This is a genomic window from Solibacillus isronensis, assembly GCF_023715405.1.
GTDB classification, from domain to species: domain Bacteria; phylum Bacillota; class Bacilli; order Bacillales_A; family Planococcaceae; genus Solibacillus; species Solibacillus isronensis_B.
This window is the reverse complement of sequence record NZ_JAMBOC010000005.1, coordinates 97853-117050: the sequence shown is the minus strand read 5'-3', so window position 1 is coordinate 117050 and position 19198 is coordinate 97853. Positions and strand designations below refer to the sequence as shown.

General features: G+C 36.3%; 15 protein-coding genes. 8 read left to right on the top strand and 7 right to left on the bottom strand.

Annotated elements, in window-relative coordinates; translation table 11 throughout:
- Positions 1-116: 116 nt before the first annotated feature.
- Positions 117-935, bottom strand: a complete 819-nt coding sequence (locus tag M3166_RS16515; RefSeq protein ID WP_251691066.1) for a dimethylarginine dimethylaminohydrolase family protein — start codon at positions 933-935, stop codon at positions 117-119.
- Between the two features lie 399 nt (positions 936-1334).
- Between M3166_RS16515 and M3166_RS16510 the strand changes: the two genes are divergently transcribed.
- The 3 genes from M3166_RS16510 (at position 1335) to M3166_RS16500 (ending at position 5755) form a co-directional block, all read left to right on the top strand.
- The gene (locus M3166_RS16510) at positions 1335-3131 is read left to right on the top strand and encodes a sulfatase-like hydrolase/transferase (protein WP_251690995.1); all 1797 of its coding nucleotides are present in this window, start codon (positions 1335-1337) and stop codon (positions 3129-3131) included.
- Positions 3132-3768: 637 nt separating this feature from the next.
- The gene (locus tag M3166_RS16505) at positions 3769-4071 is read left to right on the top strand and encodes a DUF4212 domain-containing protein (protein WP_251690993.1); all 303 of its coding nucleotides are present in this window, start codon (positions 3769-3771) and stop codon (positions 4069-4071) included.
- Between the two features lie 16 nt (positions 4072-4087).
- Entirely contained in the window at positions 4088-5755 is a 1668-nt protein-coding gene (locus M3166_RS16500) for a sodium:solute symporter family protein (RefSeq protein ID WP_251690991.1), read from the top strand.
- 149 nt (positions 5756-5904) lie between these two features.
- Here the strand turns inward: M3166_RS16500 and M3166_RS16495 are convergent, their stop codons facing one another.
- The 3 genes from M3166_RS16495 to M3166_RS16485 form a co-directional block, all read right to left on the bottom strand.
- Entirely contained in the window at positions 5905-6987 is a 1083-nt protein-coding gene (locus M3166_RS16495) for a DUF4179 domain-containing protein (protein ID WP_251690989.1), read from the bottom strand.
- On the bottom strand, positions 6971-7534 hold the full coding sequence (locus tag M3166_RS16490) for a sigma-70 family RNA polymerase sigma factor (RefSeq protein WP_251690987.1): 564 nt from the start codon (positions 7532-7534) through the stop codon (positions 6971-6973). Before M3166_RS16490 ends, M3166_RS16495 begins: the two co-directional genes overlap by 17 nt.
- A 187-nt stretch (positions 7535-7721) precedes the next feature.
- Positions 7722-8870 carry a YhgE/Pip domain-containing protein gene (locus M3166_RS16485; RefSeq protein ID WP_251690985.1) on the bottom strand — a complete coding sequence of 383 codons (1149 nt, stop codon included), beginning with the start codon at positions 8868-8870 and terminating at the stop codon, positions 7722-7724.
- Positions 8871-9000: 130 nt separating this feature from the next.
- On the opposite strand from M3166_RS16485, the gene M3166_RS16480 reads away from it, so the two are divergent.
- Entirely contained in the window at positions 9001-9591 is a 591-nt protein-coding gene (locus tag M3166_RS16480; RefSeq protein ID WP_251690982.1) for a TetR/AcrR family transcriptional regulator, read from the top strand.
- Positions 9592-9702: 111 nt separating this feature from the next.
- On the opposite strand, the gene M3166_RS16475 is transcribed toward M3166_RS16480, so the two are convergent.
- Complete coding sequence (locus M3166_RS16475; RefSeq protein ID WP_251690980.1) at positions 9703-10356, bottom strand: TVP38/TMEM64 family protein; 654 nt, start codon at positions 10354-10356, stop codon at positions 9703-9705.
- Positions 10357-10578: 222 nt separating this feature from the next.
- Between M3166_RS16475 and M3166_RS16470 the strand changes: the two genes are divergently transcribed.
- Both M3166_RS16470 and M3166_RS16465 read left to right on the top strand, forming a co-directional pair.
- Positions 10579-11322, top strand: coding sequence for a DUF4230 domain-containing protein (locus M3166_RS16470; RefSeq protein WP_251690979.1), 744 nt, complete (start codon positions 10579-10581; stop codon positions 11320-11322).
- A 329-nt stretch (positions 11323-11651) separates the two neighbouring features.
- The gene (locus tag M3166_RS16465) at positions 11652-12920 is read left to right on the top strand and encodes an OFA family MFS transporter (protein ID WP_251690977.1); all 1269 of its coding nucleotides are present in this window, start codon (positions 11652-11654) and stop codon (positions 12918-12920) included.
- Between the two features lie 117 nt (positions 12921-13037).
- Here M3166_RS16465 and M3166_RS16460 read toward each other — a convergent pair whose 3' ends face one another.
- Entirely contained in the window at positions 13038-16826 is a 3789-nt protein-coding gene (locus M3166_RS16460; RefSeq protein WP_251690975.1) for a S8 family serine peptidase, read from the bottom strand.
- 350 nt (positions 16827-17176) lie between these two features.
- On the opposite strand from M3166_RS16460, the gene M3166_RS16455 reads away from it, so the two are divergent.
- Positions 17177-17401, top strand: a complete 225-nt coding sequence (locus M3166_RS16455; protein ID WP_251690973.1) for a hypothetical protein — start codon at positions 17177-17179, stop codon at positions 17399-17401.
- A 123-nt stretch (positions 17402-17524) separates the two neighbouring features.
- Here the strand turns inward: M3166_RS16455 and M3166_RS16450 are convergent, their stop codons facing one another.
- Positions 17525-18112, bottom strand: a complete 588-nt coding sequence (locus tag M3166_RS16450; protein WP_251690970.1) for a hypothetical protein — start codon at positions 18110-18112, stop codon at positions 17525-17527.
- Between the two features lie 356 nt (positions 18113-18468).
- On the opposite strand from M3166_RS16450, the gene M3166_RS16445 reads away from it, so the two are divergent.
- On the top strand, positions 18469-18891 hold the full coding sequence (locus M3166_RS16445; RefSeq protein WP_251690968.1) for an organic hydroperoxide resistance protein: 423 nt from the start codon (positions 18469-18471) through the stop codon (positions 18889-18891).
- Positions 18892-19198 lie beyond the last annotated feature (307 nt).

The following is a 19198-nucleotide window of genomic DNA, read 5'->3' as shown; positions in this document are numbered from 1 at the left end:
ATTACGTAGATCCGCATCATAAGTAAGTGCGGTTTATAAATTTTGTGAAAGAAGGTTTTCTTTAGTTGGAGGCAGTTTCACGAAAGATGCAACTGCAGATCCAATGTAATTTTTATTTATGCTTCTCGTAAGATAGGAAGGGTGCAGCAGCGGAACGAGCCGCCGGATTTAATAATTTCTGTAATATCCACTTCAATTACCTGAAAGCCCCGATTTCGAAGCTGTTTGTTGACATTAATATTAACTGGCAGACTTAATATCCGCTTGTTGCCAATACTCAATACATTTGTACCTAATTGAAATTGCTCTTCTTCAGAAACCTCAATTAAATCATAACGTGCTGCAAAAAAATTAATTTCTTTTTGTGTTAAAGCATTTTTATAAATAAGGGCTACTTCAGGGGAAACGATATTAAATATACAATCTAAATGCAAGTATTTTTCTTTAAATGGAATAGGAATGATCTTAAAATTATTTAATAGACGCTGTAATTGTTCAACAGCTTTTTCGTCCGTCCGATTACTGAGTCCCACGTAGATGGTATTCTGATCGATTACAACATCCCCGCCTTCAATTCGTTCCTCGATTAAATTATAATAGGAGATTTCTTCGTCCTCCAGCCACTGCTTTAAAATGTTTTCCTCTCCTGAGCGAACTTCTGTCGCCATTTTAGCAACAAAAATTGTTTGTCCTAGTGTAAAACCAACATCCCTTGTAAAGACCTGTTCAGGATATTTTTTATGAAAAGGTAATAAAATAACATCGACGTTATTTTCCTGTAGAATTCTAACAAATTCAGCATGCTGCTCGAGTGCGCGTTCAATATGGATGCCTTCCTTCTTAAAATGCTCCTGTGTTTCATTAATTATCTCACGAATCGCCATATATTGAGGTTGACAAAGAAGTACTTTTTTTAAAACATCGTACTCACTCATGCAAAAGGTCTTGAGATTTATGTTTGGGCGTTCTGTCACTTTTAGGTACTCCTATCATCGCTTTTTGAACTAGTTTTTCCGAAACGGTCATTATTATTACAAACGGACATACTGAAATTAAAGACAATAGCATTTCTATTATTATATATTTATAGTCACATATTCCTAAATGAACATGAAATTAGAAATACATATATATATAATTCGCATCAAAGATGTCTTAATAGAAAGAAAAGGGACAACCTTTACAATTCGTTGCCGCAATCTTAAATAGATGCAGTTTTTGTAACTTTGTTTCGGTACGGATCTTTCTAAATAATACCCTTCAAAGTGTATGGTATTTTCGAGCCTGTAAACATAAGATGTTTTAATTATTCATGTTCGCAAGGGGGAAAATATTTGGGATTGCAGAAAGAGGAGAACATAGAAGGAACAAAACCTAATTTCCTTATCTTTATAGTGGATGAACAACGATTTCCGACAGTTTACGAAAATAAGGAACTAAAGAAATGGCGTAAAGAAAATTTAAAGACACAGGAATTATTACGGGAAAATGGAATGGAATTTTTAAACCATTACGTTGGAAGCACTGCATGCTCACCGAGTAGAGCAACACTGTATACGGGACAATACCCATCATTACATGGGCTAACTAAAACAACTGGGGCTGCTGCGTCTTCATTTGAACCGGACGTATTCTGGCTAGATTCTAATACAGTTCCTACTTTTGGGGACTATTTTCGTGCGGCAGGCTACCGTACATTTTGGAAGGGGAAATGGCATGTGAGTCCTCAGGACATTTTGATTCCTGGAACTCAAAATGCATTGCCTAGTTACGATCCAAATACAGGTATTCCTGACCGAAATCTTGAAAAGTTTTACTTGGAATCTGAGCGTCTAAATGAATTTGGCTTTTCAGGCTGGCTTGGTCCAGAACCTCATGGATCCAATCCTCGTAACTCTGCTTCATCTGCTGGCATTGGAACAAGTGGTCGTGATGAAGTGTACTCAAGGGAAGTAGTTGAGTTACTTCATTCACTCGAAGCGGATAGTGTTAATCAAAGTCAACCTTGGTTAATTGTATCTTCATTTTTAAATCCACATGATATTACGTTGTTCGGAGAAACAACTGAATACCATCCGTTATTCAATTTTGAAGTAGACCCTTCTGTTCCTATTATTCCACCTGCTCCTACAGCGGATGAATTATTGCACACAAAGCCAGCTGCACAACAAAGCTACAAAGAGACTTACCACAAAGCCTTCCAGCCAACAAGAGATAGTCTTTTTTATCGTCAGCTTTATTTCTCCCTTCATAAAAAAGTCGATCAAGAAATGGGGAAGGTATACAATAAACTAAAATCCAGCAAATTTTATGATAATACAATTATCATTTTTACTTCTGATCATGGAGATTTATTAGGTGCTCACGGCGGATTATTTCAAAAGTGGTATAACGCATACGAAGAAGCGACTCATGTACCATTTATCGTTCATAATCCAAAATTGTTTCCAAATAGGCAAACTGCGGATATGTTGACTAGTCATGTAGATATTCTGCCAACTCTTTTAGGATTAGCCAAAATTGACGTAAACAAAATTCAACAGGAGTTAAGGAAAAATCATACTGAAGTACATCCACCTGTAGGAAGAAATTTAACGCCGCTTCTCTATGGGGATGAAGCTTTCCTACGGGCAAATGAGCCGATTTATTTTATGACAGATGATGATGTAACGAGAGGATTATCTCAGACTAGTATTTCCGGCCAGCCTTATAATTCTGTTGTCCAGCCAAACCATATTGAATCTGTCATTGCGTATCTTCCAACAGGTCAAAATAGGGAAAGGGAGCTTTGGAAGTTTTCAAGATACTTCGATAATCCGCAATTTTGGAGTGACCCAGGAGTAGAAGATCAAGTAACAGAAATTCAAAGTCAAACTCCTGTTAATGAAGAGATCACTGTTTCTATGTCAAAAATCGTAACGAAAACAGTTTCTGTTCCTGAACAATATGAACTGTATAATCTTACGAAGGATCCTCTTGAAAGAAAAAATCTTGCAAATCCTATCCACGCAAATATTGTAACAAAATTGATTCAATCATTAATGATGAATCTCCTGGAAGAACAGCGGGAACAAAAAAGGCTGACACCAACGAACGGTACTGTTTCATGTTTGGAAAATAGCGGGGATTAATAAAAAGCCGTTGTTTATTGGTGTGAAAAAAATGACATGAAAAAGCTTAGAGGATTAGTTACTATCCTCTAAGCTTTTTAGTATGTTGATCGAATGTAAATTGTTTTGCAACAAAAAAAGGCAGCATCTCACTTGGAGATGCTGCGGTAGAATTCTTTGTTCCTGAAGAACTCTAATGGGTTTGGCACCCAATAATGCTTATTTAACAATCTTAAATTAACATTGTCGATGTCAAAAATATGTTGGTCGTTTACTACTATTCCAATATAACATAGTAAACCGTGGAATCTTTAATAATTATGTATTCTGTGTTTAATTTTTGATGCTTGTCTGTTTTAGTTATCCCTACTCAAATAATTTTTTATTCTATAGTCGTTTTATCCTGGACCTTTTTAACATACATTAAAAAAAAAACTTGGAGACATAGGGGGAATTAGTTGCTTCTATTCATTATTCTTATCTCCATTTGCTGTCTTGCTTATGGACTAATCAAAAAACGTTTCATCGCTCTCACCTTTCCTATAATAGGACTTATTATTTTAATGGTTGTTAAGGTGATTTTAGTACCGCTTCCTTTAAAGGAAACAATTCTTTTTATTTTAGATTTACGATAAAAATTTGAAGAAAGAAGGTCTAGATGAAAAAAATCGACAAAAAAGTTGCTGATGCCTATTTCCGTGAGAAAAATACGTACATGGCTATTTATTTTGCAATTTGGTTTTTAGTGTCTTTTGTTATGGTAGCGCTTGCAGACTCGTTAACTGATGTTCAATTTTTGGGATTCCCGTTCCACTATTTTATGGGGGCAATTGGAGCTTTATTTACTTTCATTGTTTTACTGTTTGTAAATGCGATCGTTGGAGACAAAATCGATAAAAAGTATGGGATCAGTGAAGCGCGAAATGAAGAAATTGGCGCAAACAATATGATAAATCACTAATGGAAGGGGGTAATTTATGGATACTCAATTTATAGTTTCAATGTTAATTATATTGGCTACATTTGCTTTATATATTTGGATTGCGGTTTATAATACTGCTAAACAAACATCTGACTTCTATGTTGCTGGTCGTGGAGTGCCACCAATTTTTAATGGGATGGCAATTGGGGCAGACTGGATGAGTGCAGCATCCTTTATCGGGATGGCTGGTACGATCATGTTACTTGGCTATGATGGATTGGCTTATATTATGGGATGGACTGGCGGATATTTATTTTTAACGATATTACTTGCACCGCAGCTGCGTAAATTTGGCCGTTATACCGTGCCTGAATTTATCGGAGACCGTTTTAATAGTAAAGCAGCACTAATAATAGCAGCTTTATGTACAATTATTATAAGCTTCACGTATTCAATCGGTCAGCTATCGGGTTCTGGTGTAGTAATCGGGCGCCTCTTTGAAATTGATGCGAAAATAGGAACAATGATCGGCGTTGTACTTATTGCATTTTATGCTGCATTTGGTGGTATGAAAGGTATCACTTGGACTCAAGTAGCACAATACATCATTTTAATTATTGCATATTTAGTACCTGTAATTTTTATGTCATTACATTTGACTAGTAACCCTTTACCATGGATTTCGTATGGTGAAATTTTAACGAAAATGGGTGAACTCGACCGGGAACTTGGAATTTCTGAGTATTTTGCACCTTTCACCAACGGAACCAAGTGGCAGTTTTTAGCTCTTATGTTTACATTAATGTGTGGTACAGCTGGACTTCCACATGTAATCGTACGATTTTATACAGTAGGTACTATGAAGGCTGCTCGTTGGTCAGGGGCTTGGGCATTAGTTTTTATCGGACTTTTATATTTTAGCGCACCAGCTTATGCAGCTTTTGCTCGTTTTATATTAATGACGGAAGTTGCTGGTAATAAAATTGCTGAACTACCTGCTTGGACTCAATCATGGATTGATACTGGAAAATTGGGAATAGCCGATGCAAATGGTGATGGCATTCTTCAATGGCCAGAACTGCAAATTGCCAACGATATTGTCGTAATGGCTACACCTGAAATCGCAAATCTAGGTGTATTCGTTATTGGACTCGTGGCGGCAGGCGCAATGGCGGCAGCGTTATCTACAGCTGGTGGTTTAATGATTTCTATATCCTCATCATTTGCACATGATATTTATTACCGCATCATCAATCCACAAGCATCTGAGCAAAAACGCCTGTTAATAGGACGTATTTCAATTGTTGTTGCAACACTATTAGCTGGGATTATTGCATTAAACCCTCCTGGTGCCATTACTCAAATTGTTGCATGGGCATTCGCGCTTGCTACTGGTACCTTCTTCCCGGCACTCGTTTTAGGTGTATGGTGGAAGCGTGCGAATGCAAAAGGAACAATAGCGGGAATGCTTGTCGGCTTAGCGGTAACACTTATTTATATCTTCAGTGCGAAATACGGTGGCTTTACGGTATTAGGCATTATTGATACTGGTGCTGGTGTTTTCGGAGCAATTGCTGCTTTCGCTACTAATATTATTGTTTCGCTTTCAACACGGGCTCCTTCACAAGAACTTCAAGATGCAGTTATAAACCTGCGTTATCCAGAACAAATGGTTTATAAAGACGGCGAAGTTTATTTAAATGACGGATCATCGAAGGAATAAAATATTGAGAGCGCAGTTCAATGTTTTATTACAAAATCACTAATATTCAAAAAGCCAAAACGTTAATTCTACGTTTTGGCTTTTCTATTGGTTGCGTTTCTCCCTAAATCCAAGGAGATCTAGGCAGGTTATTCATTTTAGATGACGTATTACTTAGGAATTTTAATAATAATATCACTAAGTTCGATTATTTCCATTTTTAAATCGCTATCAGGATTTACCCATTTTACGCCGTTTTCATCGATTTCCGCCTCCATCAATTTGAATATGGGAGTGAATATTAAAGTTTTGGCATCCGGGTGTAGTTTTTCATATGTGAATACATATTCCATAAACCCCTGCCCGTTTCCTGTGCCGCCTGTTAACCTTGATGTATACGTATTGCCTAAATTATCCTTTACATTTAAATCGGAAGAAATAACGTCCCATTTCTCTTTTAACATCTCATTTTTTTGCGTTTCTGTATAATTGACGATAAAGGAGATCGGTGTGTATATAACTTCATTTATTTTAATACCTAGATCAGCTTTTTTTGATGCAGGTGCTTCCACAATTTGAACTTTATTCTCAGTAGCTTTGGCATCTATTTCAAAATCCCAACTACCTTGAACCATTTCTTTTGTGTCCCGATTGGAAAGACTGCTAATGTGGAATTCGAAATTCGCCTGTTCCAATTGATTAGATAAGTTCAGAATTGCTGTTGTTAAGCCGGCATATTTGTTTGGTCCGACCTTTTCAATTATATGCTCTGTATGAAAGAGGGCATGCTCACGACCATCCACTTTAAATGTAGTTTCTATTTCCGGATGCTCACCTAAATCTCTGTCTGTTTCGATATAATAGCCAACTAAAAACTTTTTACTGTCAAATAAGCTTTCATTTACCGTAATCGTTGTGCCATTGCTTTCTGCTACAAGATGCTGCTGATCCGCAAACTCCTCATAGCCTGAAATTATCTTGTCCTTGGTCGAGAAGAGTTTGATAATACTGTTTACTATCGGAATATCATGAGCAAAGGTGGTATAGGACAGACCTATAAGTGATGCGGTACCGATACCGAGCGAAAGGCAGACAGCCGCAACTCCTTTCATCCACTTTCTGTTTTTTGTTTTGGATACTTGTCTTTTCAAGTCTCTTTTAAACTGAGCCTTTTCGAATTCTGTTACATCAGCTTCTTCAAATTCATTTACATCAATGTCAATATCATTAAAGTGTTTAAACAGATTTTTCAATGGGCATACCCCCTAAATCTTTTTTTAGTTTTTTTCGACCATGGTAAAGGCGGTTATCTATTGCCGATTTTGTCATCTCCAACTGACGAGCAATTTCTTCTGTATCAAAGTCTAACAAGTATCTCATTATAAAAATTTTCTGATCGACGGGCTTTAAACTAGAGATGATTACCTGAATTTCCTCCTGTTCTTCCAGGAAGGAGTTTTCATACATTATGGATTCGGCCAGTGTCAGTTCTATGTTCAAAGAAGGGCTTTCTTTTTTCTTCATTTCCATCCGGTAATAATCGATTGCTTTATATTTAGCAATAACGCAAACCCATTTCTTAAAATCAGCTGCATCGCCATGGAACTTTTTTGCATTTTTCCAAATAGATAATAGAATATCGTTACAGCATTCCTTTGGGCTTTCATTAATGTCTAGCGGACCTAAAATTTTTAAAACAACACCTTTTATTAATGGAAGATAGTGGTCGATTACGTAATCAAGAGCATGTTCTTTGCCGGCTTGAAGATATTTTATAAAATTTTGCTCATCAATCTTCATATCGTTCTCCTTTTTATAGTATTGTTACTGCAAAAGCTTTTACATTATATATAACGTATGGTGATGACCTTTTTTCGCAATAAAACCAAAAAAGTTAAAATATTGAAATATATATCGGGCTTATCTAAAAGAAGTTAAATAAAAAACGTTATTTTGCACTGAATGCAAAATAACGTTTTTTAATGTGTTAGTTCTGTTGTTTTTTTACTTTTACCGGTTTGAAGATAGAAAGTAAGAAAATTACTAACCCTGCAATACCAATTCCTAAAATTGTGTTGAAGGAAGCGCCTGTGTAGAATCCGCTGCCGAAGTAGAAAATTTCCCGTAAACCTTCAGAAGCAAAGCGAATTGGTACCCATGGACGAATGAAGTTTACGAAGAAACTTGGAAGCATTTCCTGTGGTGTCATAAGAACACCCATACCTAAAAGCATGACAACCATGAATAATGTAATAGCTGGTTTGCCAATCCATGCGGTAATTGCCGATACTAATAAATAGAAACAGAATGCTGCAAATGATACAAAGAAAGCCACCAGGAAGTAGCTTGGCATATTAATACCTGCGATCTGTGCAAGTGTTGCAACAGTGAAGCCTGAAAATAGGGCAATAATTATGCCGAATAAAACTTGCCCGCCAATTAGGCCTAATGTTTGTTTACGTGTTAACAGCTCTTTCTTAAAGATGCTTGATGTTGCTAAAAATACAATGAATCCACCGATTAACGCACCTACCCATGCAGGTACTGCCAATAAAGTTGGGGCACTACCGTTTGCAGTAGAAGCTGTAATAGGATTGTATATTTTTTCTTCAGCAACAATTGGATTTACTAAAATGGAAGCTTGCGTTGCATCAATTTTTTCAGTACCAAGCTGTGCTGAAAAGTTTGCGGAATATTGGTCGTTCACTCCAGATACAAAGCTGTTTAAAGCTGTTTTTGCAAAGTTTGCACCTGTCATATTAAAGCCTTGGTTAATATATATTTGCAGTTTGGCAGCTTGATTATTTGTTAGTGCATTTTGTAGTGTGTCATTGTAACCTTCAGGAATGACAAGTGCTGCATAATACGTTTTATCTGCAAATAGTGATTCAATATTTTCTTCTTTCTCATTTGTAAATGCTATAACTGGTTCTGAACCGTCTACACCTTTACTCATTTGTTCCACAGCCTCGAGAACCATCTCAACGTGTTGTCCCTCATCGTTAACAATAAGAGCAACCGGCAGATTTTTTACTTGCGGATTTCCTTGTGCAAATAAGTTTACCGAAAATAGTGCAATGATTAATATAACAGCAATAGGAGCAGCCCATGCTAATTTTTCTTTAAATAATCTCAAATGAATTACATCCTTTCTAAAATTTCAACATGTTGTTTATTATTACTCGTTTATTTTATAATTTAAGGGAAAATCAAAGCAATCAACAAAATAAACAGATTGTTCAATTTTGATGAAAGATGGTGTTTTTTTGAGCGTTTATACAGAAAAAAACCGAAGAACAAAAGAGCTTATTCAAAAATCATTTATGGAGATGCTGGAAAAGAAAACTTTCGATTCAATTACAGTAGGGGATATTGCGAAAACAGCCAAGATTAATCGTGGAACGTTTTATTTACACTTTATCGATAAGTTTGATTTGCTGGATCAGATTGAATTACAACTATTTGAAGAGCTAGGGGATTATATTGATGAATTGCAATCGAAGTATTCATCTACACATTCGTTTGAAAAAGGGCAGGAACAATTAGCTTCCGCATTATTTAATTCGATAAAAATGCAGGCACCACTTTTAAAAATCTTTTTAAGTGAACATGGCAGAGCGGGTTTTCATCTTCGGTTTAGAGCAGCCTTTTCAGAAAAGGTGCGAGTAAACCTGGAGGGAAATGAAAGCTTCAATGCAAATTTAAATGTCTCGATGGAATACTTTTTAGCCTTTATCACATCTGCTTTTTTAGGATTGATTGAACAATGGGTTCAAAATAATCTAGATAAGACCCCTGAAGAGATGACGGCATTATATATTAATATTATTTCCTTTATTCAAAGGAAGAATACTTAGCCTCTGTAAAGACGGTATGGTCAGGCCCTACTGTTCAGACGAGCCATACGGTATGGCCGACATATAAGCTAATAAACAAAATAAAAAAGAAGGTGCAATGCCTTCTTTTTTTTATATACTGCTTGTACGTTGCTTTTTAATGAATCGAATCGCAACGATAATGGCGACAGTTGCAATAATCACATAAAATAGTTGCCGATATTGCTGTGATACAGAGACAACTCCATAAGAAACAGAGGCTAATACAAGTCCATAAATCATGTTTCCAATTGTAGTAGCTGAGATAAAATACGATATTTTCATTTTGCTTAAGCCGGATACGATATTAATTAAATTCGTAGGAAGGAATGGCAAAATACGCCCCGACAGAACAAATAGAAAGCTGTTTTGATTTATTTGCTGCTCATACTTTTTTAGTTTTTCTGAAGAGAATAAATTAGCGAAAAAGTAGCGAATGGAAAGGAAAATTGATGTACTTCCAATAACACTGCTGAAGGTACTAAAAAAATAACCACGCCAAAATCCAAACAATGCAATATTAATCGTGATGACTAAAATTAACGGGATAAATGTAAATAGATTTTGCAGGAACATTAATAATATCATTATTAAAATAACGATAGTTAGATTGTTATGGGCAAGCTCTAAAATAAGCTGGGGTGACAGATCGGAAACAGAAATACCGCTTTTATAAAGTAAAAAGAATAAACCTGTTAAAATTGCTGCAAATAGAGTCCCTCGTATAAACAACGATTGTTTTTTCATATTGTAACCTCTCTTAATATAATTCCATTCGATAGTTTAAATGTATTTAATGAAAATTGCTATTAACAAGATTTGAAAAATATGAAAAAGGATTACACATTCTCCGATATATCTCGTAGTAACCTTTTTTAATACGGTTTATAATTTGATATGATATTCAAGTATAAATATGGAATTTATAATTTGATTTTCCTCAATAACATCAAGGAGGGGGAAGACGCCATGAGTAAAAAAGATGAAGCATTAACACAAATTGAACAAGTATTGCAGGAGTTGAAAAAGGGTGAGGAAGAAAGTGCTGCCACCGCGGTTATAGGTCAACGCAGTGGAAACACCAATATTTCCGGAGCAATATTCAAGGTTATATTTAAACTTTGGGGATTTAAGATTTTATTAATTGCATTGCTTCTTATCCTTTTCACATTTGGGGGTACTTGGTTATTTTTCGGTAATACATTTAAAAAAGAAAGTACAGTATTTGTAGAACAGGTTCAAGAATTAGCAATGCTTGCAACAGCTGAAGCACATATGAAAGTAATCATTGAGCAAGAGGATAATAAGTTGTTTGGAAATGATATTTCAGTTAATTTACCAGGTACAAAAAGAGAGTTATTATTAATAGTCCCTGCTACAGTCATTGCCGGCGTTAATCTTAAAGAAGTGACATCGGATGATATTAAAATCAATGAAGATGACAAAGAGTTAGAGATCGCCCTGCCCCGAGCAACTTTTATACAGGATCCTGCTATTCAGATGGAAGATGTCAAAACTTTTTCAGATGAAGGGTTATTCCGTGGGGAAGTGAAATGGGATGAGGGATTTGACCTGGCAACGGAAGCGCAGGAAAAGATCAAAGATGAGGCCATTGAAATAGGTTTGTTGGAATCAGCAGAAAAAAGTGCCGAGAAAGTTCTCGCAGGTTTTTACAGAAATTTAGGCTATACTGTGAAAATAACATTTAAATAGATTTTAAATGTATCCGTCAAATAAGAAGGTATATTTTGCTGCTTCAAAACAGTCTAATTACTATGATTAGGCTGTTTTTATTTGCTTATGTACAGAGTAATTTGAATAACTTATGAAACTTTTCTATAAATAAAAAAATTATATTAAAATTATTATTCATTTATTATGAATATTATTATATAATCACTTTGATAATGTTCGTGAAAATAAAATATTTAATCTATAAATTACTAATTATTAATAATAATATAGTTAATATACGAACCATATTTGTTTATTTTTAATTAAAGTTCGTGTTTTGGATTAAATGAATAATGAGGAGTTTTAAAGTGGGGAAGTTTGAAAACAAGTGGATGCGTGCGGTCATTCCAGCTTTATTGATTCACTGTAGTATTGGTACTGTTTATTGCTGGTCGTTGTTTAAGGGAGATATTGCCTCTTATATCGGAAAACCGGTCAGTGAAGTGGAATGGGCATTCAGTATCGCTATTTTTGTTCTTGGTATGTCTGCGGCTTTTGGAGGGAAATTTGTTGAAAAGGATATTCATAAGTCATCCTTGCTTGCGGCAATATTCTTTGTTGCAGGGATGGCAGCAACAGGTTTCTTTATTTATCAAAAATCATTGATCGGTATTTATATTTCTTATGGAGTTGTGATGGGGATTGGCCTTGGAATTGGCTATTTAACGCCTGTAAAAACACTGATGCTTTGGTTTAAAGAACAAAAGGGATTGGCAACGGGTCTTGCTGTTGCGGGCTTTGGCTTAGCAAAAGTTATTGCAAGTCCTTTAATGGAAAAGTTACTCGGTAATCGAAATAGTGAAGGGATTTTAGTAAACCCTACAAATATCTATACAATGTTTTATATTTTAGCAGTGATCTATTTAGTAATGATGGTTGTCGGACACTTAATTTTAAAGAAACCGGCTGGACATGAAGAAGAAAGTATTGGAATGCATAGCTTTAGTTATAGAGAAGTATTGACGAATAAAACGTTTATCGGTATTTGGCTAATGTTCTATATTAATATTACATGTGGGTTAGCCTTAATCTCACAAGAAAAAGGTATTTTAGCTTTCATTGGATTTGGAGCGATTGGTTTAGTTAGTTCGCTCACGGCAATTTTCAATGCAGGCGGGCGAATTGCATTTTCTGCATGGGGGGATCGTTTAAAAGATCGTAACTCCATTTATAAAATTATTTTTATTTCTTCTATTAGCATTATTTTATGTACCGTTGTATTTGATGGTATAAATAATTCTATGGCAATTCTTATCATTGCCTTACTTTGTATTGTAAATGCAGGTTACGGGGGAGGATTCTCATCTTTACCGCCGCTATTATCAGACCGATTTGGTATCGATAGTATTTCAACTGTGCATGGTTTAGCTTTATCTGCCTGGGCATTTGCAGGTTTGACGGGTAATCAGCTAAGTGCAATTATTCTGGAAAAGACACAATCTTATGACATGGTATTATACGTAATTGCAGCTTTGTTCACGATTGCGACTTTAATTAGTATCTTCGTTGTTAAGCCTGAAAAAGTGAACTTGGAAAATAAAGAGTTTAATAAGAAAAAAGAAATAGTAATCGGATAAGTTTTGAAAGGGTGCTTTGATAAAAGGCATCCTTTTTCTTAAGGATAAAAAAAGGCTAAGTTTAAGCTCCATCGGGGGATGAAGTTTTAAACTTAGCAATACTAGCTAAAATATTAATTAAATTTCATATTCTGTAACTTCATTATTATTTTTAGGACCTTTGCCGTTGCCGTTGCCATTGCCATTGCCATTGCCGTTGCCATTGCCGTTGCCGTTGCCATTGCCATTGCCATTGCCATTGCCGTTGCCATTGCCATTGCCGTTACCATTGCCATTACCAGGCTTTACAACATTGACATCGAACGTAAGAGTATGTTCACCATATGTTACTGTAACAGAAGTAGTACCTTGGCCTTTTCCTTTTACAGTGCCTTCTTTTACAGTAGCAATCTTACCGTTTTCTACTTGGTAGTTTGCAAGTTTTGTAACATCTTTTTCTGTTGTTTCACCATTTAAAGTTGTTACTTCAGTAATTTTAACCGTAACTTCCTTACCGACTCTTGTCTCAACTTGAGCTTGGTCGACTTCCAGAGTTACAACTGGTTGTTCCACTACAGGAGCTTTAACTGTAACCGTTACTGTAGCTTCATTTTCACCATGTGATACAGTAATTGTCGTTTTGCCTTCTGCTCCTGCAGTTACTAAACCATTTACAACTGTAGCAACATTCTCATCTGCCACAATATAAGCAGCTTTTGAAGTTACGTCTTCTTCTGTTGCATCACCTTCAGCAGGTGTCGTTGTTTCTGTAACCGCAAGCTGTGCAGTTTCTCCAGCTGTCAGGTCCAGTTCAGTCGGATTTACAGAAAGCGTTACAACAGGTTCTACTACTTCTTTTTCAAAGATAATCGCTTCTCCAACATTACCAGCAGCATCTGTAATAACTACTGTTACAGCATTTGTTTCTGCTGTTACCGGGAAATTGAAGCTGCCGTCCTGATTTAAATTGAATGCAACTGGTGCTTGTACTTCTCCGTTTACAGTCGCAACATATGAAGCTTTTAATTTGTCATTTAAGTTGTAGTCTAAACCGTATAAATACAATTCTTCATTGTAGTCGATGTATTTATCAGTTACTTGTCCTGATACTACACCCTCAGCTTCTGAACCTGTAATTTCAGGTTTTGTCGTTTTTACAACAATCGGTCCTACATAATCCGAAACTACTCCTGTAGCTGCAAGTCCAGTAAAGTCAATTGTATATAGACCATCCGGAATCGTAGTTGCAGGCGCACTGCCCCAAGGTTTATACTGCCCGCCAACATTCAGCGTATAAGAGCCTTTACCTAATGCGGTACCTGAATGCAGATAACCGATGTAGCCGTCCCCATATTCTCCGCCTTCAGGATTCATAATATCCCAAAGCTCGATATAGTTCGTTGTAACATCACCAGTTAATGTGAATGAAAGTACACCAGAGTCTTTAATACCGTCACCGTTAAATGACAGGTCTGTTTCCGTAATGTTTAAATCTTTAATTTCAGTTACTGCTGCGCTGCCGAAATCAGCCGCGAATGGCAATGACGCTTCTGTAGATCCACCATTAATGTGGATAAAACCTAAAATTTCAGAGCCGTTTGGTGCTACAGCTTGTGAAGCAGTTAGTGTAATGTTTAAAAGCTGCTCTCCAGCTAAAGTAAATGTTGGCTGATCCACTGTAACAGCAGCATCGCCAAATGTTTTATTCACATCTACGGATACGTTGTAATTACCGCCGTTTCCTTTAATGTCTTTTACTAATACTTGTTTCGTTACAGAAATGTTACCGTCTTTCAATGATTGAGGACCAAAAGTAACCGTCCCTTTTTTGTTTTCTACAATTTCACCATTGCCGTCTAAAACTGCTGTATCAAGTGCATATGCAAGAATATCAGGGTGAGCTGCCGCATAAGCATTTACCCGTCCAGCACCTTGAGAGAACACATCATATTTTGCTGTATCCAATACTTTTGCTGTATTTGAAAGTGCCACTTTTACATCGAACGCATCCCAATCAGGATTTGCCTGTTTTACTAAAGCTACGATACCAGCAATATGCGGTGTTGCCATAGATGTTCCTGTTTTACGAGCATATGCTTCATCGTAAACTGCATCAGGGAAGTCCGATTTATACATAGGAATCGTTGACATAATATTTGTTCCAGGCGCTGTTACGTCCGGTTTAATATCAAAGTTTGGTGTTGAAGGTCCACGTGAACTGGAAGAGTTTACATCATCTCCAGTTGTTGTAGTTGAAGCAAATTTACCAAAGCTTACTTTTCCAGTTCCACCAGCCAATGCAGCACGGATTGCAGCGCCGTCCGTTACAGACATATCAAATGTTGGCAGGAACTCAAATGAATCACCAAGGAATGTGCCTGAAATGTTCGGTGCATTCGATCCACCGGCAAAGTTATGGATAATTGTAGCTACTGCACCATTTGCTTTTGCATTTGCAATTTTATCAACAAAAGCGATACTTCCGCGTGAAATTAATGCCACTTTACCATCAACATCAATTCCTTCAAAATCTTTCACTTCTCCGTTTCCAGGAATCGCAACTAAATCAAATTCACCTTGAAGCTGTGTTGATAAGTTTTTACCAAAAGTTGTTCCCATTAAAGGAAGCTGTTTTGTAAAGTTATAGTCGCCTACTGTAATGTTCACTTCTCCGTTATACATTGTTTCCGGATTTGTTGTGTTACCGACTGCAATCCCTAAGCGGGCAGTTGCAGGTGTGCCCATTGTTCCACGGTTTGGACCTGAGTTACCTGTTGCAACGACTCCGATTGTTCCAGCCATCATTGCGTTATTGATAGCGAATGATCCTGCATCTGTTTCAGAGTTAGCACCTCCGCCAAGTGAAAGGTTAATAACATCCATTTCTTCTAAAACAGCTGTTTCAATTGCTTTAACAATACCTGATGTCGCACCGCTTCCGTATGCTCCAAGAACGCGGTAAGCATAAAGGTCTACTTTTGGAGCAATCCCTTTAATGCCGAATTCGTTAGCGCCAATTGCCGCAATTGTTCCGGCAACATGCGTACCGTGAGAAGTATAGAAAGAGCTTCCGTTAGCATTGAATTCAGGTGTTCCTGCCGGACGCTCTGAAGGTAATGTTTCCGATGCATCGTCATCTGCACGAGGTTTAGTGTAGGTTGATGAGTTAGGAATAAAGTTTTTTCCGCCTTTATAAATGTCAGCAAATTCAGGGTGGTCTGCATCAATACCTGTATCAAGTACTGCCACTTTTACCCCTTGTCCTTCAATTCCTTCTTTCCAAAGCTTTTCGATACCAAGGAAAGAAACACTTGTATTCATTTGTGCTTCCACTGGCACATCTTTAATAAGTTCTGAAGGTTTTTTTGATTTTAGTGATTTTGTTGTAATCTCTTCTGATGCGTATACCGTTGCATCCGGTTCGATCAAAGTGATTCCCTCTACTGAAAGCAGTTTTGGAATGTCATTTGCTTTAATTGTTGCGGCAAATCCGTTTAGTACCGTATCAAAAGTGTATCCTTGTGTCATTTGCACCTGTTTGGCAGTTAATTCTTTTTTAACCTTCGCCTGTTGTGCTTTTATATTTGAACGTACTTCATTTGCGCGGGCATTAGAAAACTTTTTGCCTTTAACTTGGCTGATTCCTTGCTCCAATGCTACCGGTTTTTCTGATAAATGAACGATGACTGCAACCTCTTGATTGCCTGAAATATTTTGCAGGCTTTCATGAAGGGTTGGCCCATCTTTAGATAAGCTAAGCTGTTCAGCAATCGCTGCTTTTAGCTCTATGATGCTTTCACTTTGCCCATCCTGCTTGAATGGTTTTGATTCTTCAGCACTTGCAGTCGAGAATGGAACTAATAATGAGAGCACCATAACAAAAGCTAGAATACTGCTAAAGAATCTCGTAAACTTAAACTTTTTCAATTCTCATTTCCCCTTTGTATTAAATTTTCGCACTATTCAGTTTAATGCGGTATTACCAATTTATCACAATGGAATTTATCCGAATATCGAAATTTCTATTTTTTCCAAAAGATTGATAAATAGTATTAGTTTGTAAGGGATAGGATAAATCTATCTTCCTAATTATTTAGTAAAATAGTAGAACTTTCTTATGAGAATAAGTAATTTGGAGGACCTAATTCACTAATAAGGGAAATGAGATTGTATATATCTTTAATAAAAGGAGTTAATAGTGGTTAAACTTTTTAATGAAAAGTTTAAAGTTGAAAAAACTCTTATACTTTTCAAATAAAAATCAATGGAGGATGGCTATGTCAAATATGAATTTTAAACGCAACAATGCAAAAGTAAGAGGAGAGCAAAGTGCGAATAAGCTAGAAGTAAATCAAAATCGTAAAAACTCCCAGCAAGAAGAGTTTGTATCAGAACTTGATTTTATTTTTAATGCAGCTCCAGCAAAAGAGAACAACGTTTCCCCAACAAGAAATAAAACAGGCATGAACGAGCCTGAAAGTGAACGGACTGCCTGGAACTAATTTATATTTGACATCTATTCAGCACATTGAGGTAAGAACTAAGGCTTAGGCCTTGGTTCTTTTTTCTGACCGGAACGGTTATATCATTTAACAGTTGGTTCGGAAATTAAATTGCTGATCGGATTAGTCATTATTATCCTTATACACCTTCTTTTCATTTTCTTCAATCTCTTTCATGTATTCCTGATATTCTTTCTCCACATCTGATGTTGAGGGGAGAATGTGTTCTTTTGACGAGTCGATCCGTTGTCCATGGCGAATCATTTTATAAATTATCATCCCGTTATTTGGTTTTCCGTTAAACGTGGTCATCGGAACCGCATCGAATAATACATAATAAAATGCATAAAAAACAAAGCGATCCCAAAATGTTTTATATTCTTCAATTACCCCGTTGGCAATTAGAAAATTGATTGTAAGACCGAATACAAGATTGATTAAAATCGGTCCGGAATAAATAGTAATATAGGCAAATTTATTTTCATGCTTTAATCTGTCATACGAAAACCAGCTATAAAAATGATAGTATCTGCGAACATCGAACATACCAAACTTAAAAACTCTACGTCCAGATCCAATCGTTACTCTTGGCTCAATGACTCCGAACAGCCAGCTGACAATTACGTAACCCATCTCCCGAAGAAATACGACAGCAGGCAAAATAATAAATGCAGAAATGACTAATGAAATGAGATCGGATATGCCAAACATATTACTATCCCCTCCCAACGAATACTTGTAAGTTGATACCCCTCATCAACATTTCAAAACATAAGCAATTGTTCGATTACCTACACTTGCATTGATTTCACTACAGCTGTTGTTACGAAAAAAACAATATATAAAAATAGTAAATAGAAGGGCTTAATGACACAACTTCCGCCTGTCAGCCACAGCCTCCAATCAGCTCTTCCCAGCAAATAGATCGACCGGTAAAAACTTTTAAATGAATAATTTATTGCTTTCTAATAATGAATTTAACAATTAATTAACATAAAACACTTTTGAAAAAAGGGAAAAACGGGTAAAGGTATGTTGTATCTAAAATTGAAAGGTGTGGAAGTGGAATGTCTGAAAAATTATTTACTGCTATTGCAACTGCTTCAGGAGGACGTGAAGGGAAAGTACAGTCGGATGATGGGGTAATAAAATTTGAAACAGCAATGCCAGGTACACCGCGAGCGAAAAAAATTGAAAATGCAACCAATCCGGAACAATTATTTGCTTCAGGGTATGCTGCTTGTTTTGATAGTGCCCTTCAATTAACTGCAAGTAAGGCCCGTGTTAAATTTACATCGGAAGTTACAGCTAACGTCAGCTTATTAAAAGATGAACAAGATCAAGGATTTAAACTTGGTGTTGTGCTTCAGGTGAAAGGGACAGATATAGAGCGCGAACAATTAGAAGAGCTGGTGCATAAAGCGCATGAAGTATGTCCTTATTCAAAAGCAACAAGAGGCAATATTGAGGTCACGCTTGAAGTTATTTAAATAAGCCTTTACTGATATATGACTGCTGCAAAATAGGAAATTTAAACTAATTTTAATTTTTTACTATGATAGTAAAGTTTCATATTTACTATTTTTTAGAATATTTTGTTTAATTGTTATTATATGGGGTACGTATTAATCGAGCCTATTTTATAAAAATATTTAAATCAATACCCTTAATCTCTCTTCTATTATTTGCTAGGTAGTGTGAGGGTGTTTGAATCAATCGAGAATAAAGGACAGCTTAAGAAGTTATAAATTCTACCTAGCTAATGAAGAGTAATTTATTAAAAGTTACCATCATTTC